The organism is Ruegeria sp. CDSB117 (assembly GCF_059611005.1).
Window position 1 is genome coordinate 43970 of sequence record NZ_JBXWOS010000012.1, and the last position, 26195, is coordinate 70164.

Consider the following 26195-nt stretch of genomic DNA (forward strand, 5'->3'; position numbering starts at 1 on the left):
AGAACTTGCCAGATGAGGAAATTGGTAATATTATTTTACCAAATAGAGGATCAGCCATGGAAATGCCAACGCCAAATCCTGACGTTCTGCGCCGCAAGGCAGTGGTTCTTCAACGTTTGTTGCAGGTCTTGCCCGAAGAGGCGGTTATTCATGAACCGTCCGAGACACGTGCTTATGAATGCGACGCATTGACGGCGTATAGGTGCCCTCCGATGCTGGCGGTGCTGCCGTCGACCACGCAAGAGGTCTCGGACGTTCTACGCATTTGCAACGAGGAAGGCGTTCCAGTCGTTCCGCGCGGGTCGGGTACTTCCTTGGCAGGTGGCGCATTGCCAACGGCGGATTGCGTCATCCTTGGAGTCGCCCGGATGAACGAGGTGCTGGAGGTCGACTATGACAACCGCTTCGTTCGCGTTCAATCAGGCCGCACGAACCTGAGCGTGACCGGTGCGGTCGAGGAAGACGACTTCTTCTATGCGCCAGATCCGTCCTCACAGCTTGCCTGTGCCATTGCCGGGAACATCGCCATGAACTCAGGCGGGGCGCATTGTCTGAAATACGGCGTGACCACCAACAACCTGTTGGGCGTAAAGATGGTGCTGATGGATGGCAGCGTGGTCGAGATTGGCGGCGCGCATCTGGACTCTGGCGGCTTGGACCTGTTGGGAGTCATCTGCGGGTCTGAAGGGCAGTTGGGCGTCGTGACTGAAGCCACGCTGCGCATTCTGCGCAAACCTGAAGGTGCCCGGCCTGTATTAATGGGTTTTGATGATAACGAAGTTGCCGGGCAATGCGTCTCGGACATTATCAAGTCCGGCATTTTGCCGGTTGCGATCGAATTCATGGACACGCTGTGCATCCAGGCCTGTGAAAATTTCGCCCATGCCGGTTACCCCAACTGCACCGCTTTGCTGATTGTCGAGGTCGAAGGGTCCGAGGCCGAGATGGACTATCAGTTGTCAAAGATCATCGAAATCGCCAAGCGCCACAATCCGGTCGAACTGCGCGAAAGCCAGTCGGCCGAAGAAAGCGCGAAAATCTGGCTGGGGCGCAAGTCGGCCTTTGGTGCGATGGGGCAGTTGAACGACTACATGTGTCTGGACGGGACGATCCCGGTTTCTTCCCTACCGGAAGTGTTGCGTCGGATTGGTGAAATGAGCGAAGAATACGGCTTGCCGGTCGGCAACGTGTTTCATGCGGGCGATGGCAACATGCACCCATTGATCCTGTTCGATGCCAACAAACCCGGTGATCTTGAGAAATGCGAGGCGTTCGGAGCTGATATCCTGAAGCTTTGCGTAGACGTGGGTGGCTGCCTGACAGGTGAGCACGGGGTTGGGATCGAAAAGCGCGATCTGATGTCCCACCAATACGCGCCTGCGGACCTTGAGGCTCAGATGGTCATCAAGGATGTGTTCGACCCGAATTGGCTGCTGAACCCGGCCAAAGTGTTCCCATTGCAGGCGTCGAAGTCCCGACGCAACGCGCGGATTGCCGCAGAATAATCGGCTCTAACAAAGAAGAATTGTCATGAAACCAAAGACAGAAGCCGAACTGGCCGAGATGGTGGCCGGGTTGAATGAACCGGTCCATATCAAGGGAGGCGGTACGCGCGGTATTGCGGGGCCAGACGCGGTGATCGACACCAGCGAGCTCAAGGGCGTCACACTTTATGAACCCGGCGCGCTGACTTTGGTGGCGAAGGCCGGAACACCCGTGGCAGAGATCGAGGCAGCGTTAGATGCAGAAGGTCAGCAATTAGCGTTCGAGCCTATGGATCACCGGGGATTGCTTGGAACCCGTGGAACACCGACCATAGGCGGCGTTGTTTCGGCCAACATATCAGGGCCCCGGCGGGTACAGGCAGGGGCATGCCGCGATTTTCTGTTGGGCGTGCGCTATGTCGATGGCATGGGGCAGGTCGTCAAGAATGGCGGCCGGGTCATGAAGAACGTCACCGGCTATGATCTGGTCAAACTGATGGCGGGATCCTGGGGCACTCTGGGTGTTTTGACCGAAGTGTCGTTGAAGGTACTGCCCAAGCCCGAAGTCGCCGCAACGCTGTCTGTTCAGGTATCTGGTGTGACCACCGCAGTTGCAGCGCTGTCCGCCGCATTGAAATCCCCTTTTGAAGTTAGCGGAGCAGCGTACGACCCGGATATGGGAAGCGCCTTACTGCGCCTCGAAGGATTTGCGAGTTCGGTGACATACCGGTCGGATCAACTGAAATCCCTACTGTCTGGTTTCGGCGAGGTTGCCGAACTTGAGCAGCCCGGAACATTGTGGGCCGACCTGCGTGACGCAGCCGGTTTCCACGAACAAAGCGGTGATGTCTGGCGCATTTCGGTCAAACCCTCGGATGCGCCGGACATCGTTGCACGCATCCCGGCAGATCGGACGTTGTTTGATTGGGGTGGCGGGTTGATCTGGGCCTTGGTGCCGGTTGGTACTGATCTGCGGGCGCAATTGGGCGCGTTTGACGGTCACGCAAACATCGTGCGAGCAGGGTTCGAAACACTGGCCGAACTGGGACGTTTTCAACCGGAGGCGTCCGGGATTAAGGCTCTAACCAAAGGAATTCGTCAAAGATTCGACCCCCGTGGTTTGTTTAATCCGGGGTTGATGGGGTAAGCCGATGCAGACGACGTTCACCGAAGAGCAGTTGCAAGATCCCGCGATCCAAAGATCAAATGAAATCCTGCGAAACTGCGTCCATTGTGGGTTTTGCACAGCCACATGCCCGACATATCAGGTGCTGGGGGACGAGTTGGATAGCCCACGGGGGCGCATTTACCTGATAAAGGACATGCTGGAAAACGAGCGTGTGCCGGATGAGAAAACGGTCAAGCATATCGACCGCTGCCTGTCTTGCCTGGCCTGTATGACCACATGCCCATCGGGGGTGCACTATATGCATCTGGTCGACCACGCGCGGGAATACATCGAAGAGAACTATAAACGCCCCTTCTCGGATCGTGCGCTGCGGTGGGTGTTGGCTCAGATCCTGCCTTATCCGATGCGATTCCGCTGGGCTTTGATCGGGGCGAAGCTGGGGCGGCCATTCCGCTTTCTGATGCCTGATGCCCGGTTGCGTGCCATGCTGGACATGGCACCCAAACATATCCCGCCCGTTAGTCGCAATGACGACCCGCAGAGATTTCCGGCTAAAGGACCGCAGCGCAAGCGCGTTGCGCTGATGACGGGTTGTGCGCAAAAAGCTTTGAATACTGACATTAACGACGCAACTATTCGACTTTTGACCAGGATGGGATGCGAAGTCGTCGTAGCCGAAGGGGCAGGGTGCTGCGGCGCCCTGACCCATCACATGGGCAAGACTCGCGAAAGTCATGAGGCCGCAAAAGCCAATATCAAGGCCTGGACCGCAGAAATGAACGGCGACGGGCTGGACGCCATCGTCATCAACACCTCGGGCTGCGGTACGACGGTCAAGGATTATGGCCATATGTTTCGCAATGATCCCATGGCCGAAGACGCGGCGCGGGTGTCGTCGATTGCAATGGATATCAGCGAACTGCTGATCCAGCTGGAGCTGCCACAGGGCGAAGAAAAGGGCCTGACCGTTGCATATCATGCAGCTTGTTCTCTGCAGCACGGTCAAAAGATCAAAGCTCATCCCAAAACTCTGCTGAAACAGGCTGGTTTCGCCGTGTTAGAGCCTGCAGATAGCCACCTGTGCTGCGGCAGCGCGGGGACTTACAACCTGATGCAGCCCGAGATTTCGGGCAAGCTGAAGGACCGCAAGGTCAAAACGCTGGAAGCCAAAAAGCCGGACGTGATCGCGGCAGGCAATATCGGATGCATGATGCAGATCGGCTCTGGCACGAACATTCCCGTGCTGCACACGGTCGAGCTTTTGGATTGGGCAACCGGCGGGCCGGTGCCGCGGGCCTTGCGTGAACCAGCCAAATCTGAGGTTCCGGTCCTTAGATAGACCATGCTGATGCAACTGCGCACCACTCGCCACGTTAAACGGACGCGGACGTCATCGCCCTATTTTTGCCGCACCGGAGACCTAGGAAAATACGTCAACAGCAAAGCCGGAGTGCCGTTTGCGAAACTGGATCACAGCATTGGCACTGGCTTTGACGCCATTGTCCGCCGCAGCCCAGGATACCGGGTTGAAAAGCCTGGACACCACCGATGCGGGGCGCGCGTGGATGGCGGTCGGGCGCCTGGACATCAGGGACGGCGCCGGGTTTTGCACCGGGACGCTGATTTCTCCGACCCAGGTTTTGACGGCCGCTCATTGTCTGTTTGATAAGGTGACCGGTCAGCGAGTTGACCTCGCAGAGGTCGAGTTTCTGGCCGCATGGCGTCTTGGGCGTGCATCGGCCTATCGACCTGCGCGTCGCGCTGTTGTTCACCCGGACTACGAATACAGCACCGAAGCAACGGCCTCGCGGCTATACAATGACATCGCGCTGATCGAGTTGTGGCAACCGATCCGAAACACAAGCGTAATTCCGTTCGAGACCGGAGACCGCCCGGCCCGAGGTGCCGAAGTGGGGGTCGTGTCCTATGCGCAGGACCGGGCCGAGGCGCCCTCGCTGCAAGAAGTGTGCTCGGTCATGACGCGCACATCAGACGTTTTAGTGTTGTCCTGTGATGTCGAATTCGGGTCGTCCGGCGCGCCGGTCTTTTCCTTTGAAGGGGACCGGCCGCGCATCGTTTCGGTCGTTGCGGCCAAAGCCGAATTCAACGGGCAGCGCGTGGCGATCGGCACCGCGGTCGAGGATTCACTGGAACTGCTGCAGGCAGAGTTGTCGGCTGGCCGCGGATTTGGCGTGTCTTCCCCTCTAGGTGGGGCACGCCGCAATATTGGAGCAAGGTTCATAAAACCATGAGTCGTTTTCTTCTGAATTTTCTTTTGTTCCTTTCAATTTCCGCCACCGCAACTTACGCCCAAACCGCCAAGCGAAAGCTGACGGATCGCGATGACCTTTACGGATGGGAGGCGGTTGGACGCCTGGACATAGGCGATCAGGGGTTTTGCACCGGCACGCTGATTGCGCAGGATCTGGTTTTGACTGCTGCGCACTGTGCGGTGGACAAGGCCAGCGGCAAACCCTACGAGCCGGGAAAGGTGACGTTCCGCGCTGGTTTGAGCCATGGTGAGGCGCTGGCAGATCGCAAAGTCACGCAGATTGCCGTGAACCCGGAATATGTCAGCAATGCCCCGCTGTCACCGAATAATGTCCGCGCCGATGTTGCGCTGATGCGTTTGGAACAGCCGATCCCTTATTCTATCGCCAATCCGTTTGCCTTGCACACAGGGCGCGTTGCCGGAACCGAGGTCAGCTTAGCCTCATACGGGCGCGGCCGGTCCGAGGCGATCACGCGGGAAAGGTCCTGCCGTATCCTGGGTCGCCAGCAAGGGTTGATCACCTTCAACTGCGACATCACTTTTGGCTCGTCCGGTTCGGCATTGCTGGCCAGAAATGGCCCGCGCTGGCAGATCCTGTCAGTTGTCTCAGCAATCGGAACCTACGGGGGCCGCGTGGCCGGCTACGGGATGGAACTGTCTGGAATTGTTGCCGAACTCAAGGCGGACTTGCGGCGCGATGCCCCGCGCCCACAGGCAACGATCCGCCGGCTGCAAGTCGGATCCGACAAGTCGAATTCCGGCGCAAAATTCATCAGCTCGGGCGGGGGTTGAACTCGATCAAAATGCTACCCATGTGAACTGTGTCGGGTCGCCACGAACGGGGCCCGTATCAACCAGATGCCCGTCCGAACGGAGGGCAGAACACAGATCGCTCTGATATGAGGATATGACACATGCGTAGTTTTGATTTTGCACCCCTGCACCGCGCCACCGTTGGTTTCGACCAGATCGCCGATATGATGGATCGCGTGCTGACCAATGATGTGGCTCAGCCGAGCTACCCGCCTTACAACATCGAAAAGACCGATGCCGACACCTATTGCATCTCGGTTGCTGTCGCCGGCTTTTCGGAAAATGACCTGTCGGTCGAAGTGAAAGAAAACGCCCTTATCGTTGCTGGCAAAAAAGCCGCCGAGGACAAAGAGCGCAGCTATCTGCATCGTGGCATCGCCACCCGCGCGTTCGAACGCCGCTTTGCGCTGGCCGATCACGTGCGTGTCACCGGTGCCAACCACGAAGACGGCATGCTGAACATCGACCTGAAGCGCGAAGTGCCTGAGGCCCTGAAACCGCGCCGGATCGAGATTTCTTCGGCCAATGCTATCGAAAAGGATGTGGTCGACGCCAAAGCCGTGAACTAAGGCGACGACAATACGCCGCGATAATCGTTCCTCTCTGGATTATCGCACCATACGCCCCGCGTTCCTCCAGACGCGGGGCGTTGTTTTTTTGTAGTACCAGAAGGTCCGCAATGCGGGACATTTCTGCCGTTTGCTGCGGCGCAGAGCTCCGGAACCAATTGAATGATTGCTCAGCAGGCGGAGTGGACGAACAGAACTATCTTTCGCTGTCTCGTCTGATAGCGCGGACCCTCATTGTCTATCTCAGGGCAAAAGCCTTCATCTACCACGGGATCGATATATAGCTTTCGGCAGACGCTCTATTTAGAAAAAAGGCCATTAGAAGAAAATACAACAATATTGGGGCAGCAAATATAGCCCTTCTTATCGTAGGTTTTAGGGAGCTATTCTTGTCCGGGCCAAATGTTTCGGCCTCGGCGTCGTTCAAAGGCGGGAATAGCTCCCTTTTGCTTTGCTTAACCATAGTCAACTCGTAAAAATAAACTATTTGCTATTTTCCAGACCTCACATTAACCGAATGTTAACGCACCTATTATTTCCGATTTAGCAGTTTTTTTTGATCGCCGCTGGAAACACAAACTTAAAAACCACTGCTATTGTTAACAGTTTTATTTTCCCAAGTGATTCTATTGGAAATAAAAGCCAAGTTGTTAATATTCCATTAAAGATAACAATTCCTGAAAGTCGAATAGCTGCCTCATTCTGGCCGTGTTTGAGCAACATTTTTAAGGATGGCATTCGTTCGCCACCGCTGACCAGTATTTCTCTAAACGAAAAGGATTTCTACCGTGTTGAACTTCCTTAAAGTGAGCGTATCCGCAATCGTACTGTCTACATTTGTAGTCGCGCCAGTCGTGACCGTTCTCGCTTCCGATTACGCATACGCAAAAAATGGTAACGGAAAAGGTGGAGGTAACGGCGGCGGAAAAGGGGATAATGGAGGTGGCAACGGTGGCGGAAAGGGCGGCAACAACGGTGAAAAAGGTGCCAAAAGGGGATGGGGTTCCGACAAAACGCTGAACGGGACAAATACGAAGTCTGCCAGCAAAAGTCGTAAGTCAAAGAGCGGCAGTCGTTTGGGTCGGGCTGTGAAGGAAGACTTTCAGGCCTTGGGCCGTAACCTGAAGCAAAACGGTGTCAAAGGTCTATTCAAAGGGAACAAGGCACGGACCACCACAACACGAACAAGTAAAGCGAGTGTCGCGCAATCCCCAAGACCACCAAGCAGAAAAGCAAAACTCCTTGATGATGGCACGCTTGCCCCGCGTAACCTCGGCAAACTGAATGGTGCCATTAACTCCAGTGTAAATGCAAAACTCGCGCATATCGCGAACGGACAGTATGCGAAAGGTACAGGGCCGGTGAGCCTGGCCGCTGGCCTTGCCGTAGCCGACGCAAATTTCAATCATGTCATGGGTGAAGATTACGACTTGAGCCCTGAAGAAGTGAAGGAAATTGCTGCGGCGTATGATTATTTGGACACAGCTCCAATGACGCTGGAGGAAGCTGAACAGGTTCTTGCCGATGAGGCGTCCACTCCCGGTACGATTGCGCCTGAAGATTTGGAAACCGCACAAGCGGTGAAAGATGCGCACGACGTAACAACAGATGAGGACGGAAATACGATAGCGCAACCGACGGACGATCAGTTGGCGGCTGCGGAGGCGGTGCATGACGCGGAGGCCAGTTTGTTGGGACATTACAAAGGCGATTTTTCTGAGGACAAAATCGTCGCGGAGGAACAGCAAGACCGCGTCCTCGGCGCGGTCCGTGCCTCCAATCCCGATGAAGAATCGGTAAAATCCACACTTGGCATTTCGGATGACGGAAGCGTTTATGCCGACGGCCAGGAGGACGATGATGTTGATGGAGAACCGGAGGAAGTAGATCAAACCCCGGGTGGAGAGGCGGAAGACGAATTTGCAAGTAACGGCTGAACGTAAAGTTAGAGGCCCGAAGGCAAAGATTTAGACGCTATTTCGACAGTACCGGTCTCCCGTTGGATTGAAACTGATCCACTAGTTGGATGGCACTATCACCTCTTTGGGGGTCACCAAAACAAACCTTACGCGGGACTAACATGTCTGCTTTGGGCTCAAATCTGACGTCTGAAGTTAAATGACCCCGCACAATTTCGTGCGGGGTCCTTCTGTGTTTTTCCTGTTGAGTTTAGTTCCCACCAGTCACCGACCCGATGGACCAGAACATCGTCTCGCCCGAGGCATCGTCGACGCCGTCATTGTCGGTCATCACAAACGCCTCGCCCGAGGGCAGGATGGCCAGACCTTCGATCTTGTCCAGAACGTAGCCACCGGTCGAGGTCAGGTCAGGCAACAGGTCGCGGACCTCTTGCTTGCTAACGACGGGCAGGGGGCCACCCAGTGGGGCCGGGGTCATGTCAGACAAAGGTATGCGATAGACCTTTTTGGTCACGGCGCGGTGGTCGTGCTGATTGTCACGCTCGATGACATAGACATGGTCGCCAAAGGCCACGATTTCCGACAGGCCGACCCAGCCATTTTCCGGCTCCGCCTTGGGATAAAGCACAGCACCCCATTCCTTGGTGTCCAGATTATAGGCGACCAGTTTCACGTGGTTCTTGGGGTCGTCCTTCCATTCGCGCTGAACGGCCATCCACAGGGTGTCGCCAACCTTGGTGATGCCCTCAAAGCCAAAACGCTTTTCGACTGCCATAAGCTCAGGTGGCAGGCCGATCTCGCCTTTGCGATCCTTGATCAGGCCATCAGCGGACACGTGGTAGATCGCGTGCGGGATAACACGGTCGGTGCGCCCTTCGGAGGCGACGTAGAACCCGCCTTTCCCGTCCAGGGTGATGCCCTCAAGGTCCAACTTCTGCGCCGGGTTGCCGTCCTGGCGGTGGATGCGGATCACATCCACAATCCGCGCGGGCTGCTGGCTGGGGTCGATCTTGAAAATCGAAGGCTGGAAGCCGTAGAAGCTGTCATTGACCGCATAGATCATGCCGTCCTTATCCGCGACCAGACCGGACAGAGCACCCCAGCCGATCAGTTCATCCGCCCCTGCGGATGTCAGATGCGGATAGGTGGCCGGGGCGTCCTGATATTCGTAGATCATCACATGCGCGCGCGGGCCACCGTCTTCGATCAGGTCCTTTTCATTGGCCGAAATCAGCAGGTTCCGTTCTGGGATCGTAACATAACCTTCGGGCCCAACGCCCGAGGGAAGAAGCTGTTTCAGAACCGGGTTGGCCGGATCGGTGGCGTCATAGACACCCACGACCGAGGCGCGCTCGGCCCCCACAAAGATCATTGGTGTGTTACCGAAGGTCGCTGCGGTCACACTTTCCGGCTCTACGCCTTTGGCGTCCGAGCGTTTGTCGGGGTAGTGGCCGATCTGAATGATGGCCTTTTCAAAATCGGTGCCGTTCTCGTAAACAACGGTGCCGTCCTTGTGGAAGATCGTCCAGCCGCGCGAGCCGCCTTTGTAGTCACCTTCGTTGGCGGTTGCGAAATGGTTGTCGTCGATCCATTTCACCGCATCCGGCTCGCGCAGGCGATCCTTTTGGCTTTCGGTGAAGATCAGCGCGCCGCGCTCATCCGTGGCGTCGATACCATCCAGATCCACGCTGCCTGCCGAGAAATGGCTGATCACGTTGCCATCCTTGTCGACAACCGCGATGTGGTTGTTTTCCTGCAGGGTGATGACGGTTTCACCCAGGGTGTTGATGTCGACAAACTCAGGCTCGGGATCAGTGGGGGCAACCTCGGCCAGACCTGCCAGCGAGGCCATCTTCATGCCCGCGCATTCCAGTGCGCCGTCTTTCAGCGGCACCAGCGCCAGTGTCCCGGCGGGCAGCTGCGGGATGACCCCGTTGTTCAAGCCTTCGTCGCGCTCATTCTCGATGGCGACGGAAACAAAGCTGCCATCCGGGGCAATCGCGACACTGTCGGGCTGACCACCCAAATCACAGGCACCGGTTTCCGCCTTACCCGCGATATCGACCGAGATCAGTTTGCCCGAAGGGGCAGTATAGCTTTCCGATGTGTTCACACCCACAAAAGCCGTCGCGCCAACAATCCCCACGGATGTCGGCTCACCGCCTACATCCATTGCGCCCAGAGGCACCGGGCTCGCGGGGTCGGTGATGTCGACCATGCCAATCATGCCCAGCGGGCTGTCCGTATAGACCAGCGTCATGCCATCAGCAGTCGCTGCGATGATCTCGGGCGAGGTTTCGCGGGTGGTATCCGCGCCCTCGGCCATGTTCTTGACGACGGGGAAAGATGCAATTCGGTTGAAATTCATTTCTGCCACAGCCTGACCGGCGGTCAGGGCAAGGGCAGATGTCAGGCAGACATAGCGCAATGACATCGGGTGGTATCCTCTCTCACTTGGATGAGAGGGGGATGAACGCGGGTCATTGCAGGGATGTGACGGTTTGTTTGCAGTTTTGTGACAAACCAAAAGGCCCCGACGCGTTGCATCGGGGCCTTTTCAGATCAGACCGACAGGCAGACGTATTTCATTTCAAGATAGTCTTCCATGCCGTGATGGCTGCCTTCGCGGCCCAGGCCGGACTGTTTGACGCCACCAAACGGGCCAAGCTCGGTCGAGATGATGCCGGTGTTCACACCAACGATGCCGTATTCCAGCGCCTCGGCCACCTTGTACACGCGGCTCAGGTCCTTGGCATAGAAGTAGGACGCCAGGCCAAAGATGGTGTCATTGGCCATCGCGATCACATCGTCTTCGTCCTCGAACTTGAACAGCGGTGCCAGCGGGCCAAAGGTCTCGTCCTGCGCGACCATCATGTCCTGAGTCACGCCAGTCACAATCGTCGGCTGGAAGAAGGTGCCACCCAGATCATGCGGTAGACCGCCGGTCAGAACCGCGCCGCCCTTGTCGGTGACGTCCTTGATGTGCTCTTCAACCTTGACCACTGCTTCGGCGTTGATCAGCGGGCCGGTGGTTGTGCCTTCGGCCAGGCCGTCGCCGATCTTCAGTGCTTCGACTGCCGCTTTCAGCTTGGCCGCGAATTCGTCATAGACACCGGCCTGTACGTAGATCCGGTTGGCGCAGACGCAGGTCTGGCCGTTGTTGCGGAATTTGCACATCATCGCGCCTTCGACGGCCGCATCCAGATCGGCATCGTCAAACACGATGAACGGCGCGTTGCCGCCTAGTTCCATCGAGCATTTCATCACCTGATCAGCGGCCTGTTTCAGCAGGATACGACCCACTTCGGTCGAGCCGGTGAAGGTCAGCTTTCGCACGCCGGGGTTTTCGCAGAATTCCTTCCCAATCTCGCTGGCGCTGGAGGACGGCAATACGTTGAACACACCAGCCGGAATACCGGCCTGTTCGGCCAGAACGCCCATGACCAATGCAGACAGCGGTGTTTCCTTGGCCGGGCGGGCAACAAAGGCGCAGCCTGCCGCCAGTGCCGGAGCTGCCTTGCGGGTGATCATCGCATTGGGGAAGTTCCAGGGCGTGATCGAGGCCGCAACGCCGATCGGCTGTTTCAGCACCATGATCCGCTTGTCGCGCTGATGGCCAGGGATCGTCTCGCCATAAACGCGCTTGGCCTCTTCGCCGAAGAACTCGATGAACGACGCGCCATAGCCGATCTCGCCAACGGCCTCGGCCAGCGGCTTGCCTTGCTCGGCGGTCAGGATCTTGCCCAGATCTTCGGCGTTTTCCATCATCAGGTCGTACCAGCGACGCAGAATCACGGCGCGTTCCTTGCCGGTCAGCTTGGCCCATTCCTTTTGCGCGGCCTCAGCTAGTGCGATCGCCCCGGCGACCTGCGCGCGGCTCAGGTCCGCGACTTCGGCTACGACGTCGCCGCGGGCCGGGTTGGTCACGGCAAAGGTGCCATTGTCCCCGTCGACCCACTGACCGCCGATATAGGCTTTGGTCACCAGCAGATCGGGGTTTTTCAGGATGGATTTCAGGTCGGTTGTCGCGTCCAGCATGGGTCAGCCTCCGGCAATAAAAATTTGTTAGCACTCAAACATGTGCCTCCCGGATTGTCTATGGCCACCCGTGGGGTCAGATCAATCCAGTTTTCGTATGGTAAACGTGACGTTTTTTGCCTACCGGGGCGCATTCATGCGATCTGAGGCCAAAGTGTCAACCCGCCTATCTTTTTTTGGCGGAGTTTGCCAAAGTTCCACAGGATTGGATGCCCAAGGGGATGTAAATGATCGTAACATCTCCTATCTTGTTGGGTGCATAATTAAAAAAGGAATAGGACAGATGTCGAACCAGCAGTTTGATGCGTTGATTGAGGAAACGCAGCAAAAAGTGCGCGAAAGCCAGGCTCAGATCGAAGGGCTGACATCCCGGATTGAAGCCGCGCGTTCTAAGATCGGCTCTGCCGAGGCCGACATCGACATCGAAAACGCCACGCTTGAGGACGTGCACGCCCATACCGAGGTGATGAACGCCAATATCGCCGAGCTGATCATGGGTCTGGACGACGTCACCAGCGCCTTTTCCAAGGATTTCGACGAGATGCGCTCGAAATCAGGGTGGGAGACGTTTGTCGGCATCTTCTCCAAGGGGAAGTCTGAATCGATGCGGCAGGAGCGCATGCGCACCGCCAATATCGACGATAAGCTGCAGGACCTGATCGCCAAATCCGACGTAATCGTTCAATTGCTGCAAGGGCAACTATCCGTGTTGGAAGAACAGCGGGTGAAGGTCGAGGAAAACCTGACCGGTACGCTGGACGACCGCGAGGCTACTGTTGCTGAACTAGAGGCGCTGCGGGCTGAAATTCAGGGTATGGATCCGACGATCATAACTCTGGAAAACAAGATCAGTGTCGAACAGGACGCCGCCGCGCGGACCCAATTGGAAACCGAACTGGCCGAGCTGAACAAGCAATACAATGCCAAGGTTCAGGAAGAGCAGGTCAAGCTGGCCAAAAGCCAAACGCTCGAACGCTATATCGAAAAGGGCAAAACCTGGGTCGATTCCCTGCAGAACCAGGCGGCGACGCAGATGGTGCTGATCAACAAGCTGCAGACAGACACGCAACAGCGCGTGGTGCTGTATGACGCCCTGACCAAATCGCTGAAAACCGCACAGCAGCAGGACGTGGCCCACCGTATCAACGAGATCGGTGTGCAGACCGACCAAGAGGCGCAAACCGCCATGGCCGCCATCGGCACCGCGACCAACCAGAAGATGGCCGACATGCTTGAGGCGCATGAGGACCACATGGTCTTTGCCCGCGACGTGCTGGAGAAAAAGGCCAAGGCGGATGAACGCTTTGCCCGTCGGTTCGCCTCGATTGTCGAGAAGCATGATAAGAACTTGTATGGGGGGTAAATGGCCTCTTTCATACTCTTGTTTGGCTCAATGGTCGTGTTGATGCCGGTATTAGCAATAGCGTTAGTTGTTTATGTACTAGCACTGTCGATTTTGACACTTTTGGGGTTGCAAAATACAGCCAACGCAGAAGGCGTCGCAGTTATACTCGGGGTGCTGCTTTTACCGGCCTATGTCTATTTCGTCGTCCGTATTATGGTGCCTGCTTTTTGGTTCGGCATGGTGAATATGTATGAAGAAGTATTTCACCGTGATGGTATGACGTCAGCCGAAGCCTTTGGTTTTTGGCGGGATCGTTTCCGTCTCGTCTTTGAAGATTGGGTCAGATACAGGAAATTCATCCGTGGCCGAAGTTAACCCCACCCGAGACCATGTCGGCCTGACCGACACCTTCGCTTCGCGCCGCTATTTCCGCAAGTTCGAGGTGATCACCGTCCATCTCCTGCGCGTGGCCGCGACTATGGAGGCGGAGGGCGCGATCAGCAAGCAAGAGGTGCGGATCGTGTCGCGCTACCTCTCGGGGCTGCTCTACACCTTTCGCGCGCTGAGTATGAAATACCTACTGGTCGGGCGCGATACGGGGCGGTTCTTTGGCAGTCTCGCCATGGACAAGCGCGACAGCGGGTTTCCGGTGGCTGCCGAGCTGCTGACCATGGCCAATGACGCGCAACAGGCGCAGGTGCATCTGGCGAATATGCCGTCCGAGGATGACCTGAAGACCGACATGGTGCGCACCATCATCAGCGAACAAGAAATCCCCACCAAACTGCAATTCGCGCTGTCGCAAAGGCTCTACTACGAGGAATTGCTGAAGGGGCAGCTGTTCTGGGCCCGCAACGATCCCGAATGCCACTGGATCGGGAATGAGGGCGAACGGCGCAAGTTCATGATCCACTGGGCGGTCTATGACAGTCAAATCAACCTGCCGGTCATCTACCTGATGCAGTTGGAGGACAGCGGCAAAACCGCCCTGCCCAAGGACCAACGTCGTTGGCCCGAAGTTCAGGCGCATCTGATGGCGCAAAGCTTAGGCGGTCTGAAACTGGTGACTATTGCCAAAGGCTTCGATCAGGATTTCGACGACTTGCACCCCAAACACCTGCGCCGCATCCACGTGGGGCCGATGTATTCCTCGGCCTATACCGAGCAAACCGGCCCGTTGCGGCAGGTGCTTGAGGACGCACAGGCACCGCAAGGTCAGGACTGGGCACTGGCCTGGACCACCGAAGAGCTGCAAAGCGAAGAGGTGATCGAAGAACGCGCCGGGTGGTTTTCCACAGTCGAGCGCGAGGTTTTCGCGCTGGACCCGTTCGGCGGACAGGGGGCCGAAACCGGGGCTACGCGCACCCAACGGTCGATCATCCTGCCCCAGCGCCCGTTTCAGGTGCTGGCTGAACGTAACCCGCCGGGATTTGGCGATGTGCGCAAATTCGTGGTCAGCAAGAGCGGGCAGGTGCTGCGCTATTAGTTTGGCCTCCGGCGGGAGTATTTTTGAAAAGATGAAGCAAGGGCGGTTTTGAAATGAGTTTGACGTCAGATCAGATGGAATTGCGCGAAGACGATATTCGCAAGCATTATCCGGCAGCGACCGCCTTGCTGAACGGTTTTGAACACGCGCCGCGGATAGCCAAAGCGGTTGAGGTGGCAACCGAACGGTCTCCGGGCGTTTCCACTGGACGGCGGTTCCGCTCCACGACGCCGGGGCTGGTGACACGCCGAACCATGCGCACAGCCGGAGTGCATCTGGCCGAACGGATCGAGGCCTCGGATGATGGCGATGCGCTAGTTTCACCACCGCAGGCGACCACGCAGCAGGCCATCCGCCGCGCCATTGCCATCGCCTTGGCTGTGGCTGAGACCTATGCGGAACAGACGTCGCTGGCTGATCTGAAACGCGCGAATCTTGCTGGAGACTTGCCCGCCGCGCGCAAGACCGAATTCTCGGAGCTGCTAACGGCCGAGGCGCTGATCACCTCGCACACCTTCGGCAATGCGCTGGCGTACTTGATGTCCTCGCATCTTGGAGAGACCACTGTCGATATCGGTGAGGTCGAAGAGGTCCTGACCGACAACGGCCAACTCGCCCTGCACGGCGCGCTGTGGGAACTGGACCAGACCCTCGCCAAACATGCCCCCGACGATGCCCACCTGATTGCCGCCACCAGCGCCTATGCCGAGCAACTGATGGAAAAGGCCGCGCTGCGCGCGCAGTCAGCAGGCCATCTGGCCCCGTTCCAGAACGCCGCATGGCACATCGAGGCTGATGATCTGACGATCCGAGGGTTCGAACCGGCCTCCAAGGCCAAATCCACCACCCTCACCATGACGTTCAAGAAACCGAACGAGGTTGTCGGCAACCATATCGCCAAGTATCAGGCGATGAAGCTGGCCAAGATGGTGATGGCCTATGACTTCGATCGCCGCCTGAACCCGTTTGCGGAACTCGGCGGGTTCATCTTCACCTTCATGGGCGACGGCAAACCGGGCACTGGCAAGACCACCCTGATCCAGATGATGGCCGGGCTGATCAACGACTATTGCCAGAACGCGGGCTATCCGTTCCGCTATCAAAACCTAAGCACCGATAATATCGACAGCTATCAGGGCAAGTCTGGCCAGAACGCCAAGGCCTTTATCAACACGATCATCGACCCTTCGGTCATCGGCTTTGGCACCATCGACGACATCGACCAATTGGCGGGCAAGCGTGGCGATCGGCAGTCGTCAGCCGGGCAACTGGAAATCACCGCCGTGCTGATGGAGAGCTTTGCGGGTGCCAACACCGTCGTGCGCGGCAACTGCACCTTTGGCATGTTCTCGAACTACCCAGAGAATGTGGACGATGCCCTGCGCCAGCGGGCGGGCGCTCGGTTCCTGGTCGACGGGCCGCAGACGCGCGAGGATTACATCGACATCCTGCACCTGCTGATGGGCCGCAACCACGACATTCCGCTGGGCGAACACGAAGCGTATGCAGCGCAGGAGATCAAGAAAGCCGTCGCCGCCAGTTTCGAAAGCCACTCCCGCCCACATGAGGACGCTCTGCTGCAGGTCTATGACCGGGTCTCCGGCGATATCGGCCAGATGGATACGATTGCCAAGATGGGCACCTATCTCAAGGCAATCCAGCAGGCGGATGAGCGCTTTACCGGCCGCGCAATCAAGAACATCACCGACGCCGTCAAGGTCCGCGCGATGGATTTCGAACTGCCCGACGAATGGATGGAAAACCCCGACCTGTTTCTGTTCCGCGACTACGGCACCAAGAAGGCGATGATCGAAGACCTGCGCCAGCCGATCACAGTGGAAATGGTGATGCAAGAGATCAACCGCTACGCCGACAGCGAGTTCCGCTATGCCGACAAGAGCGACGAGGTCGCCATCGAAAACGCCGTCCGCGAAATGGGCCGGATGGAAGAGGCCAAGCGGCGGTATTTAAAAGGAAAGAACATTGAGTAGAAGATTTGTAGTTGAAGCAGAGGGCTATCCGGAAATGCCTGGCATGATGCTGGTAACCGTCGAGGCTATGAAACAGGTAGGGGGCTCTGCAAGTATTTACGAACTTGACGAGAAGGTTGCGGAACTTGAAGGCGTTTCTGAGGAAGAACAATCCTTCATGATGACCGGAACCAACCAGGGTCAACCACGATTGAACTATTATCTGGCTTGGGCTCGAACCTTTCTAAAAAAGGGTGGGGCGCTCGAGAATTCCGCCCGCGGCATTTGGGCGCTAACTGAGTTCGGAAGCACAATAGATACAATTGGCGATACTCAGCGAATAATCGACCAGGTTAACGAGGAAGAAAAAGCCAGAGCTCGTGAGCGGCGCAAGAAGAAACAGCAAAACGGGGATGAGCCCGAATTGTTTTCGCCTTCTGATCAGAGTGGCAAAATCGAAGAGACACCCGACACGGAGACGTGGAAATCTAGGTTGCTCACAACTCTGAAGCAGATGGACCCATACGCCTTTGAACGATTAGCACAGCGTTTGCTTCGGGAAGCAGGTTTCACCAAAGTCGAAGTCAGAGGGAAGTCTGGTGATGGCGGAATTGATGGTGTTGGCGTACTTCGGGTGAACCTCGTTTCTTTTCAGGTGTTCTTTCAGTGCAAACGCTACAAAGGAAGTGTTGGCTCTTCGGAAATTCGTGACTTTAGGGGCGCGATGATGGGGCGAGCTGACAAAGGACTATTCATAACGACTGGCAATTTCACCGCTCAAGCGTCGGACGAAGCCACAAGGGATGGGGCTACTGCGATTGACCTAATTGATGGAGATCGTCTGTGTGACTTGCTCAAAGAAAATGATCTTGGGGTTGCGACAAAAATGATTGAGGCAGTCACAATAGATGAGAAGTTCTTTGCTAGCGTTTAGTGTTAGACCAAAAGAAGGAAGGTCCGCCTAGTGATCCGCCTCATCAAAAAAGGCCTGATGTTCGGCAATCTCGTCCACATTTCCAGCCCGGCTCTGGTCGAGCGGTATAACCGTGCGCTGCAGCATTTGGCGGGCAAGACCACGGCGCTCACGGATTTCCACATCGATATCTCGGGCTATTCACCCGAGGTGGGGATTGAGTTGGAGGATGAGCTCTACCTCAACCCCAACGGGGTCAACCGGCAGTTCATTCTGTTGACGACCGAGCAGAAACGCGCGCCTCTGCTGAACGTCAAATTCTCGACCTCGCGCGAAATCCTGCGCGAGTTCATCGAGATGAACGAGGCGCAGCTGTTTGCCCTGACCGCCACCGATGCGGTGGCCGGAGAGCTGGTGAACTCGGTCATAAAACTCACCACGCCGCGCGATCTGCTGAACCTGCGCAAAATCGAGATTGAGGCCGACACCGCAGGCGGCACACTGCGCAAGGCACAGCAACTGGCGGGCATGGTGGAACAGTTCAAGACCGAAGAGGACGCCTGGTTCGACGATGTGCTGATCGCCAAGATGATCGAAACGGCCAAGGAAACCGGCGACGTCACCCGCAATCCCGTCCGCCTGCGCCATACCGCCTTTGAACAGCGCAATTTCTGGACGGCGCACTTCGGTGGGCTCTACCTGTTCCCCGATCTGGATCATCCGGCGGTGATCTGTATGGGCGCCAGACCCGACGATATGCCGATCAAATACGTTTTTGACCCATCTCAGCGGAACCAGATTGCCAAGTTCCTCGGGCTAAACGGCTTGGTCGAAACGATCATCGAGGCGCGCGGTGTCAATTCCGCCGCAATCTTGCAGCAAAAGATGGATTTTCTGACCGTGGATGCCGCAGCCGATGCAGGCGTTGACCTGACAGGGTTGGACCGTGGCGATATGCGACGGCTGGCGCGAAACCATTCGGATCGTCTGCCCGACGCCTATCACGGTTTGGCGCAGCTGTTGCGCTGGGCAAAGGATGGCGGGCCGTGGCCGCGTATCACCTCGGATCACCCGGCCTATTTCTATACGCTGCGGGCGACCAACACACCGAACCGCGATCTGGTGAACATGCTGCTGGCGGAACTGGCCCCGTTGGACCCGCGTCAGGTGTTCATTTGCCATAAGGAACTGTTCTACCGCACCTATGCGACTTGGCCCGAGGCCAAAAAAGCCTATGTTGCCGACTTCCTCGCGCGCGAGTATCAGGTGGATAAGGCTGGCGCCCGGGCCGCACTATTCGGCCACGAACCGGATATGAGCGGCGATGACCGGGTCAGCGAAGACATCATCGCACGCGTCGGCCCTTGGGGCGCAGTAGGGAGAAGTTAAATGTTCGTCGCACTGCGCTTTTTGATCCCGTTGCTGGTCGTTCTGACGGTCATTTATGTGGGCGTATCAATCTATTCCCGCTGGATACGGCGCAATAAGTTGATCGCTCATTGGGAGAAAAAGGGTCTGACCGGCGACCGCGATGCCTTTGTCCAGCGCGGGCTAAAAAAATACGACGGATCGTTTCGACGCAAACTGATCCTTGGGATTTACGTGGTGCCGCTGGGCCTGATCGCAATCCTGATTTATGTTACGAATTTCATGTGAGGGTTTCGCTGATGCGTTACATCAAATGGGCTATCATCATCCTGTTCTGGGGCACGATTGCGGCGGTGTTGAATTACACCCTTCCGCAGCACGATGTGGTTCGGATTTCGGATACCTATGAGAAACGGATCGACCCCGGTGAGAACAGCATCTTCTGGTCGGTTCATGACGTCGGCAGTGATGCGACAACGCCAAACCGCGATGTGTTTTTCATTCAGACCCGCAAGACCAACGGCAAGGTCATGGTGTATCGGAACGAAGACACGGGCTGGGGCTGGCCACCTTATTTCAAACTAAACTCGTCGAACCTGCAGGCCGAAGCAGCAGACTTGAAATCAACAGCCGAAGCGCCTCGCTGGGTGGTTGTTCGCCACTACGGTTGGCGCAGTGAGTTCCTGTCAATTTTCCCGAATGCAGTGAAGATTTGGTCAGTAGACAGCCAAGACGTTCGGATTATTCCCTGGTTCAATATCATTTTCCTGACCGTATTCTTCGCGATAGTTTGGGCCCTTTGGGTCCGCTGGCGCCGGTTTCGCGAGGCGCGGGTTGATCCCGTGATCGAGAATATGGAAGATGGCCTTTATGCCGCTGGCGACGCCATAGAAGAGCAGGGCAGCAGGTTCCGAAAGTGGCTGAACAGTTGGAAATCCAAATAGTTTTTGGTGGGGCCGTTTGGCACCTCCCTCAGCCTTGGCGGTGACCTGTTGGCCTGAGTTCCTCAGCGTACGATAAATTCGGCGTGCAGCGCTCCGGCGGCTTTGATCGTCTTCAAAATGTCGATCATGTCGCGGGGCGACACCCCAAGCGCATTCAGACCTGCCACAACTTCGGACAAGGTTGCTGCTTCGGGTATTTCAGCCAGTCCGGTGCCTTCTTCTTCTTCTATTCCCGCGATTGTTCTGGGCACCACAACGGTCTCGCCGCGCGCGAAGGGGTTGGGTTGAACCGCAATCGGCGCCTCTTCGACTGTTAGCGTAAGGTTGCCCTGCGAGACCGCCACGCGGGATATCCGCACTTCCTGCCCCATCACAATCGTGCCCGAACGCTGATCGACCACGACGCGGGCCTTGGTTTCGGGTTCGACCAGAATGTTCTCGATCCGCCCAAGCGCGTGGGCGGTCGAAATTGCCTGCGTTGCCGCGATGTTCAGCTCAACCGTCCCGGAATCGCGCATGATGGCCACCGCGCTTTTGAACTCGGTATTGATGGCAAGCTCGATCCTGCCTGCCGTAGTAAAATCAGGCTCTCGCAAAGCAAGGCGCATCTGGGTAAGAGCCGAAAGTTCGAAATCGATTTCACGTTCTACCCTTGCTCCGGAGGGGATCACACCGGAAGTAGGAACGCCCTGCACAACCGAGGCGGCCTCTCCCTCAGCCGACACGCCGCCTGCCAAAACGGTGCCTTGCGCAACAGCGTAAATCTGCCCGTCGGCGGCGTTCAATGGGGTCATTATCAACGTTCCACCCAACAGGCTTTTGGAATCTCCGATGGCAGAGACCGTCACGTCGATTTGCCCGCCAACACGTGAGAAAGGCGGCAGGCTTGCTGTCACCAGAACGGCGGCCACATTTTTGGGGCGAAAATCCTCACCGTTGACGTTGACGCCCAACCTTTCGAGAATGTTGGACATGATCTCTTCGGTAAAGGGTGAATTTCTTAGCCCGTCACCGGTTCCATTCAGCCCTACAACCAGACCGTAACCGACCAGATCGTTTCCGCGGACTCCGTCGAAGTCCACCAGATCTTTCAGTCGGATCGCGCCGGCGGAGGCCAGGCCAGGAAGCAACATCAGAAGAAAAACAAGAACTCTCATCTCAGGAAATTCACTAGTGACAGGTTCGCGTTGCGAACGGTGACCGAATACAGGCTTTCCAGCTGGAACTGCACGGTTTGCAACTGAGTGGCGGTTTCATAGGGATCCGCCGCGATCAATGTGCTTCGGCTGCTTTGTAGGCTAGTCCGCGCCGCATTATTTCGCGTTTGCGCCTGTTCGATTCGGGCCTCGGTCGCGCCGACATCGGCGCGCAGCCCCACCAACTGATCCTTGGCGTTGACCAGATCGACGCCCAATTGTTTGAACAAGGCCGTTCTTTGTTGCATCGGGACATTCAGACCGCTGTCCGCGACCACGGCTGCGACCGCGATGTCGCGAAGTGCAGCTTTGATGGCTGGGTCGGTCGCTGTCACAGGAATTGAAACGCTTTCATTCTCGGATATCTGCATGGGGGCCAGTTTTGTGCCGGATCCCTGATAAATTACCGCATCGAACCCGGTAGGATCGTTGAACCAATCCTCTGCCCTCTGCCGGATGTCCGCGACAGTAGCTGCGCCCGTCAACTCGGCCTCTAGCGCGGTGATCAGCGTGTCAGCGGACGGAAGCGGAGAGACATCCGTTGCGGTGCCCGAGTAAAGGCTGCGCCCTCCGGCGCGGGTGTTCAACGAGGACACGATCGCGTCCAGTTCGTTTCTGGCCTGAGCCGATGCGTTTTCGTGGGTCACCGCCTGATTTGAGGTGCCAAAGGACAGAAGTGAGGCGGTAATCCCCTCAACAGCGCCGGCAACTGTATTCAGGCTCAGCTGCATTGCATCCGTGAACAACCCGGCTTCGGCGGTCGATACTTTGAACGCATCCAGTCTGGACAGGCCGCGATCCAGATCCAGCAGATGAGAGTAATCACCGTCCAGATGGCCAGACAAGTCCTGAACCCGCCCGGATGACAATTCGTAGGACAGTGTTTCGATCTGGTTTTTGATCTCGGTCGACCGGGTTCTCAGCGTCAATCCGCGCGCCAGATCACCAATGGATGTCAAATTCATCGTCATAACCTCAGCAGGGTGTCCATCATCTCATCCACGGTCGAGATGAGCCGCGCATTCGCGGCGTATGTCTTTTCGATCTGCATCAGGTTTTGCAGTTCGGTGTCAGTATCCACGCCGCGTTCAGCTTCGATCTTGGCCATTTCCAGCTGTGAGTGCTTGGCGAATGTCATGCGCGCCTCGGCGGCATGGGCGTTTGCCCCGGCCTTAGACAACAGTGCCTCGGCAATTTCCGCAGCTCGCATGTTGCCGGTGCCATATAACCCCCCGGCAACGGGACGGGCATCGTTCAGGACCGCGCTAAAGGCCCTCAGCTGCGTTGCATCGCCCGGATCCCCCGGAGTGGCGGCGCCGAGGCCCGTCCGTAATTTCCAGCTGTCACCACCAGCATCGGGGTCCACCGCCACGTTCAAGCGTATGCGCGAAGCCAATCCGATTGCCGCAGTTGCGTCGTAGCGATTGCCATCATCGGTGAACACGCCGGGGTCAGTTGCCGCGACGGTCGGATCAAGACCGGCGGTCTCGAACCGTTCGATCAGGTCTTGGGCGGCGGTGTCCAAGTGTGCTTGAGCCTCAACCGCCAGTTCATCGCGAATCTCGAACTGAGCCGCCAGCGCACCGCCCCTAAGCTGCGCACTATTGCCGCCGGTGCGCACAGGCTGCCCGTTCATTTCAAGACCTGACAAAAGGCTGTTGGCAATTGTCATATGCGGCTTGGTTTCGCCGGTAGTCGTAAAACTGAATTCTGCTGCCTGCCCCTCTAAAAGGATCAGGCCGCCGTCTGAATATAGTGACACACGGTCGTTATCCCGCGCTACGACATTGACCGGCATCAGTTCGTTCACTTGATCAATCAATACTTGGCGCTGATCCAGCAAGGCATTGATATCGCCTCCAGAATTCTTGATGCTGGGGATCTTGTTGTTCAGGTTTTCGATATCCTGCAAGGACTGGTTCAGGCGGTTGACCTGCTTGCCGATGGTCCTGTCTGCTTCCGACCGCGCCTGACGCAAACCTTCGGATGCCGCGTTAAGGCTCTCCGCCAAATCCCGGGCAGCGCGGGCCGCCTGATCCAGCCGCACTTTGGAATCGGGCAAGCTGGCGGCCGTTGTCATGTCGTTCTCAAATTGGGTCAACCGAGAGGCAAAGGATTTGGGGTCATCAACCGAACCCACGGCCTTTTCAAAACGGGTGTAGAACTCTGAGATTGCGCTTGTACCGGCAAGATTTGCGTCGGAATCGCGCCGGTTGGCGATCAGGGCCGGGTCCTGATGGCGCGTCACACCGACGGTGCGCACGCCGTTGCCTGAGATCGGACTTGTTGCCAATTCCAGGGAGCGACGCGCATAGCCCGGCGTCAGGGCGTTGGCGATATTGCCCGAGACAACTGCGGCCCCGCGGCTTGCGGCGGTCAGGCCTCCCAACGCGTTGTTCAATGCTGTCGTCATGTTCATCGGACAGGTCCTTTCCCTAGCTCAAAGCCCCGGATCAACGTTTGATGTTTGTGGTTTCCTGCAGCATCTCGTCGACGGTCTGGATCACCTTGGCGCTTGACGAAAATGCCCGTTGCGTCTGGATCATTGATGTCAGTTCAGTTGCAACATCTGTCGTCGATTCTTCGCGCGCAAAGGACACCAGATCGCCCGTTGGCCCATCGCCCGCGTTCCAAAGGAAAAACGTTCCGCTGTCGCGGGATGGGGCATAGGTCTGATTATCCAGCGCCGTTAGCCCATTCGGGTTGGGAACATCGACAAGCGGAATCTGGTACACGCGCCGGCTAACACCGCTGTCGTATTGCGCGTAGACATACCCGTTTTCATCCACCTTCACGCCTGTCATCGTTGCAACGGGGGCACCGTCGCGCGTGATCGATACGGGGGCAAATGTATCCGACAGTTGGGTAATTCCATCTTTGTCGCCAATCTGACCGATATTAATCTCCATCGGCCCGCCATCCACGTTCACCACAAAACTGCCATTTGTCGGATCGTAAGCACCACCCGAAATGGTGGTCACGCTGGCCAGCGTGCCGCCTGCGGTTCGGCTGTCGGTGAAGGTCAGGCGGTACTCTCCGATCACCGCACCGCCAGATGCGGTATCGCGCAGTGTCATCGTCCATTCATTGCTGGAGCCCGTACCGGGCACGGTCGGGACCAGTTCAATATTCACGGATTCCGACTTTCCGAGGTTGTCAAAATACTCAACCGACAAAGGCTGTGCGTCACCCGGTGCGCCGGCATCCGTCGCCGTGGCCGGAAGATTCATGCGAAGGTTCATGCTTGTGGTCGGCGAACCGGTTAGTTGGTTGACGCTGAGTTTGACGGGTTCCAGCGCAGCTGGCGTATCCCTTGGCACATTAGGGATCGATCCGTCCGGGCCAGCGGGCCAACCCAACAAAACAAGCCCCGATTGCGTCACCAGATGACCCTGCTCATTGGTGCGGAACGAGCCAGTTGTGGTCAGAAGCATCTCATTCGAGTTTGACGCCACCTGAGAGCTGGGTCGCACGGGCAGCAGGCCACGGCCGCGCACTGCCAAATCGGTTGAATTGTTCGTTGTGACCAGCGATCCACGCTGGTCGATCATGCGCTGACTCGTGGTTCTGACGCCGCCTGCCGAATAGCTTCCGCCCTGACCGGAGGTGACCATCGAGTGAAAGTCGGTCTCGACCCGTTTGTAGCCAAAGGTGGACGAGTTGGCGATATTGTCAGAGATGGTCGCCAGCCGGTTCGCGTTGGCCTTCAAAGCGGCCACACCGGCATTCAGCGAAGAGGAAATTGTCATTGGCACGCCCTTCTGTTGCGTCAAAACGTGATGCAACAGCTAACGTGCTGGCCCTTAACAGCACGCTAACAGGTAAAATGCGTTCTATCCTTTTGGGTCTAGGGCGTGCGCAGAAAGATGACCTCGATCCGGTTGTTGCGAACGGCCATCGGGTTTTTGGCTGTCAATTCACGGTCTGCGTGGCCCGTGACCCGATCCAGCCTTTCGGCGGCCAAGCCCTTGCCTTGCAGCATCTGACGCGCTGCCTGCGCGCGGGCCGTCGACAGATCCCAGGCCGGGTTTTGCGCCAGGACAACCGGCGATGCACGCACATGTCCTTCGACGGCGACTGCATTCTGCACCAGGTCCGAAGACCGCGCCACCAGCAACGCCAGTGCGCGCATCATGGCGGTGGGCTTATCGGTCCCCGATTCGAACAGCGGTTGATCCTCGGTATCGAACAGCTCGACAACCAAACCTTCATCTGTGACCCGCGTGACGATGTGTTTCAGGACCTTGTCCGAGACCAGGCTTTCACCGGTGCGCCCCAAAAGCTTGGCTTCAAGCGTCGAGAAATCCTCGAGGTTTTCCTTGCCGCCCTCGGCGTTCACGCCAACCGAACCACGCGCCTGCCGCGCAACGGTTGGGCTTTTCTGGCTGGCACCCGAGCCGTCCATCACCATGGTTTTTTCCGAGAACATATTGTTGCCACCAAAGGCCCCGCCCCCGCCACCTGACACCGGGTTCGCGGGGATTGTCGGAGAAAAGTAATCCGCCAGTCCTTTGCGTTGTTTTTCCGTCGTTGCATTCAGCAGCCACATCAACATGAAGAACGCCATCATGGCCGTAACAAAGTCGGCATATGCGACTTTCCACGCGCCACCGTGGTGACCATCGCCACCTGACACACGTTTCTTCTTGATGATGATTGGCGCCGCATTGGATTGCGCACCCATCTCCACCACCTTTTTATCACCCGATACCGAGGTATCAGCGCAGGTCTTAAGGCAGGCTTAACGTT

At 57.1% G+C, this 26195-nt stretch carries 23 protein-coding genes; 16 read left to right on the plus strand and 7 right to left on the minus strand.

The window, feature by feature from the left end; translation table 11 throughout:
• The first annotated feature begins 56 nt into the window (after positions 1 to 56).
• The 8 genes from AC2FJC_RS14490 (at position 57) to AC2FJC_RS14525 (ending at position 8204) form a co-directional block, all read left to right on the plus strand.
• Entirely contained in the window at positions 57 to 1505 is a 1449-nt protein-coding gene (locus AC2FJC_RS14490) for an FAD-linked oxidase C-terminal domain-containing protein (protein ID WP_496740031.1), read from the plus strand.
• Between the two features lie 25 nt (positions 1506 to 1530).
• Positions 1531 to 2631: an FAD-binding protein gene (locus AC2FJC_RS14495; RefSeq protein ID WP_496705907.1), complete on the plus strand. Its 1101-nt coding sequence runs from the start codon at positions 1531 to 1533 to the stop codon at positions 2629 to 2631.
• Between the two features lie 4 nt (positions 2632 to 2635).
• Entirely contained in the window at positions 2636 to 3952 is a 1317-nt protein-coding gene (gene glcF / locus AC2FJC_RS14500; protein WP_496740032.1) for a glycolate oxidase subunit GlcF, read from the plus strand.
• A 118-nt stretch (positions 3953 to 4070) separates the two neighbouring features.
• On the plus strand, positions 4071 to 4865 hold the full coding sequence (locus AC2FJC_RS14505; RefSeq protein WP_496740033.1) for a trypsin-like serine peptidase: 795 nt from the start codon (positions 4071 to 4073) through the stop codon (positions 4863 to 4865).
• Positions 4862 to 5677, plus strand: a complete 816-nt coding sequence (locus AC2FJC_RS14510) for a trypsin-like serine peptidase (RefSeq protein WP_496740034.1) — start codon at positions 4862 to 4864, stop codon at positions 5675 to 5677. The genes AC2FJC_RS14505 and AC2FJC_RS14510 overlap by 4 nt, the downstream gene beginning before the upstream one ends.
• Before the next feature lie 122 nt (positions 5678 to 5799).
• Positions 5800 to 6267 carry an Hsp20 family protein gene (locus AC2FJC_RS14515; protein WP_496740035.1) on the plus strand — a complete coding sequence of 156 codons (468 nt, stop codon included), beginning with the start codon at positions 5800 to 5802 and terminating at the stop codon, positions 6265 to 6267.
• A gap of 556 nt (positions 6268 to 6823) precedes the next feature.
• Positions 6824 to 7072, plus strand: coding sequence for a hypothetical protein (locus AC2FJC_RS14520; protein WP_496740036.1), 249 nt, complete (start codon positions 6824 to 6826; stop codon positions 7070 to 7072).
• Positions 7056 to 8204: a hypothetical protein gene (locus tag AC2FJC_RS14525; protein ID WP_496740037.1), complete on the plus strand. Its 1149-nt coding sequence runs from the start codon at positions 7056 to 7058 to the stop codon at positions 8202 to 8204. Before AC2FJC_RS14520 ends, AC2FJC_RS14525 begins: the two co-directional genes overlap by 17 nt.
• A 232-nt stretch (positions 8205 to 8436) precedes the next feature.
• Here the strand turns inward: AC2FJC_RS14525 and AC2FJC_RS14530 are convergent, their stop codons facing one another.
• Both AC2FJC_RS14530 and AC2FJC_RS14535 read right to left on the minus strand, forming a co-directional pair.
• On the minus strand, positions 8437 to 10620 hold the full coding sequence (locus tag AC2FJC_RS14530) for an esterase-like activity of phytase family protein (protein WP_496740038.1): 2184 nt from the start codon (positions 10618 to 10620) through the stop codon (positions 8437 to 8439).
• 128 nt (positions 10621 to 10748) lie between these two features.
• The gene (locus AC2FJC_RS14535) at positions 10749 to 12224 is read right to left on the minus strand and encodes an NAD-dependent succinate-semialdehyde dehydrogenase (RefSeq protein ID WP_496740039.1); all 1476 of its coding nucleotides are present in this window, start codon (positions 12222 to 12224) and stop codon (positions 10749 to 10751) included.
• Positions 12225 to 12507: 283 nt separating this feature from the next.
• On the opposite strand from AC2FJC_RS14535, the gene AC2FJC_RS14540 reads away from it, so the two are divergent.
• From AC2FJC_RS14540 to AC2FJC_RS14575, 8 genes are read left to right on the plus strand one after another with little or no spacing between them, the layout of a single operon-like run.
• Positions 12508 to 13587, plus strand: coding sequence for a hypothetical protein (locus AC2FJC_RS14540; protein WP_496740040.1), 1080 nt, complete (start codon positions 12508 to 12510; stop codon positions 13585 to 13587).
• Positions 13588 to 13944: a hypothetical protein gene (locus AC2FJC_RS14545; protein ID WP_496740041.1), complete on the plus strand. Its 357-nt coding sequence runs from the start codon at positions 13588 to 13590 to the stop codon at positions 13942 to 13944.
• The gene (locus AC2FJC_RS14550; RefSeq protein WP_496740042.1) at positions 13931 to 15055 is read left to right on the plus strand and encodes a hypothetical protein; all 1125 of its coding nucleotides are present in this window, start codon (positions 13931 to 13933) and stop codon (positions 15053 to 15055) included. Before AC2FJC_RS14545 ends, AC2FJC_RS14550 begins: the two co-directional genes overlap by 14 nt.
• A 53-nt stretch (positions 15056 to 15108) precedes the next feature.
• Positions 15109 to 17046: an AAA family ATPase gene (locus AC2FJC_RS14555; protein ID WP_496740043.1), complete on the plus strand. Its 1938-nt coding sequence runs from the start codon at positions 15109 to 15111 to the stop codon at positions 17044 to 17046.
• Positions 17039 to 17959, plus strand: a complete 921-nt coding sequence (locus AC2FJC_RS14560; RefSeq protein WP_496740044.1) for a restriction endonuclease — start codon at positions 17039 to 17041, stop codon at positions 17957 to 17959. The genes AC2FJC_RS14555 and AC2FJC_RS14560 overlap by 8 nt, the downstream gene beginning before the upstream one ends.
• 30 nt (positions 17960 to 17989) lie before the next feature.
• Complete coding sequence (locus AC2FJC_RS14565) at positions 17990 to 19327, plus strand: DUF6638 family protein (protein ID WP_496740045.1); 1338 nt, start codon at positions 17990 to 17992, stop codon at positions 19325 to 19327.
• Positions 19328 to 19594: a hypothetical protein gene (locus AC2FJC_RS14570; RefSeq protein ID WP_109311285.1), complete on the plus strand. Its 267-nt coding sequence runs from the start codon at positions 19328 to 19330 to the stop codon at positions 19592 to 19594.
• Between the two features lie 11 nt (positions 19595 to 19605).
• A complete protein-coding gene (locus AC2FJC_RS14575) occupies positions 19606 to 20250 on the plus strand; it encodes a DUF1523 family protein (RefSeq protein ID WP_496740046.1) in 645 nt (214 codons plus the stop codon).
• A gap of 62 nt (positions 20251 to 20312) precedes the next feature.
• Here the strand turns inward: AC2FJC_RS14575 and AC2FJC_RS14580 are convergent, their stop codons facing one another.
• The 5 genes from AC2FJC_RS14580 to AC2FJC_RS14600 all read right to left on the minus strand — a co-directional run bounded on the left by AC2FJC_RS14580 (position 20313) and on the right by AC2FJC_RS14600 (position 26130).
• Positions 20313 to 21407, minus strand: coding sequence for a flagellar basal body P-ring protein FlgI (locus AC2FJC_RS14580; RefSeq protein ID WP_496740047.1), 1095 nt, complete (start codon positions 21405 to 21407; stop codon positions 20313 to 20315).
• The gene (locus AC2FJC_RS14585) at positions 21404 to 22411 is read right to left on the minus strand and encodes a flagellin (protein ID WP_496740048.1); all 1008 of its coding nucleotides are present in this window, start codon (positions 22409 to 22411) and stop codon (positions 21404 to 21406) included. Before AC2FJC_RS14585 ends, AC2FJC_RS14580 begins: the two co-directional genes overlap by 4 nt.
• A 2-nt stretch (positions 22412 to 22413) precedes the next feature.
• Positions 22414 to 23865 carry a flagellar hook-associated protein FlgK gene (gene flgK / locus AC2FJC_RS14590; protein WP_496740049.1) on the minus strand — a complete coding sequence of 484 codons (1452 nt, stop codon included), beginning with the start codon at positions 23863 to 23865 and terminating at the stop codon, positions 22414 to 22416.
• Positions 23866 to 23899: 34 nt separating this feature from the next.
• Positions 23900 to 25195 (minus strand): flagellar hook protein FlgE, encoded by a 1296-nt coding sequence (locus AC2FJC_RS14595; RefSeq protein ID WP_496740050.1) that lies wholly within the window; start codon positions 25193 to 25195, stop codon positions 23900 to 23902.
• A gap of 98 nt (positions 25196 to 25293) precedes the next feature.
• Positions 25294 to 26130 carry a flagellar motor protein MotB gene (locus AC2FJC_RS14600; RefSeq protein ID WP_496740051.1) on the minus strand — a complete coding sequence of 279 codons (837 nt, stop codon included), beginning with the start codon at positions 26128 to 26130 and terminating at the stop codon, positions 25294 to 25296.
• Between the last annotated feature and the right edge of the window lie 65 nt (positions 26131 to 26195).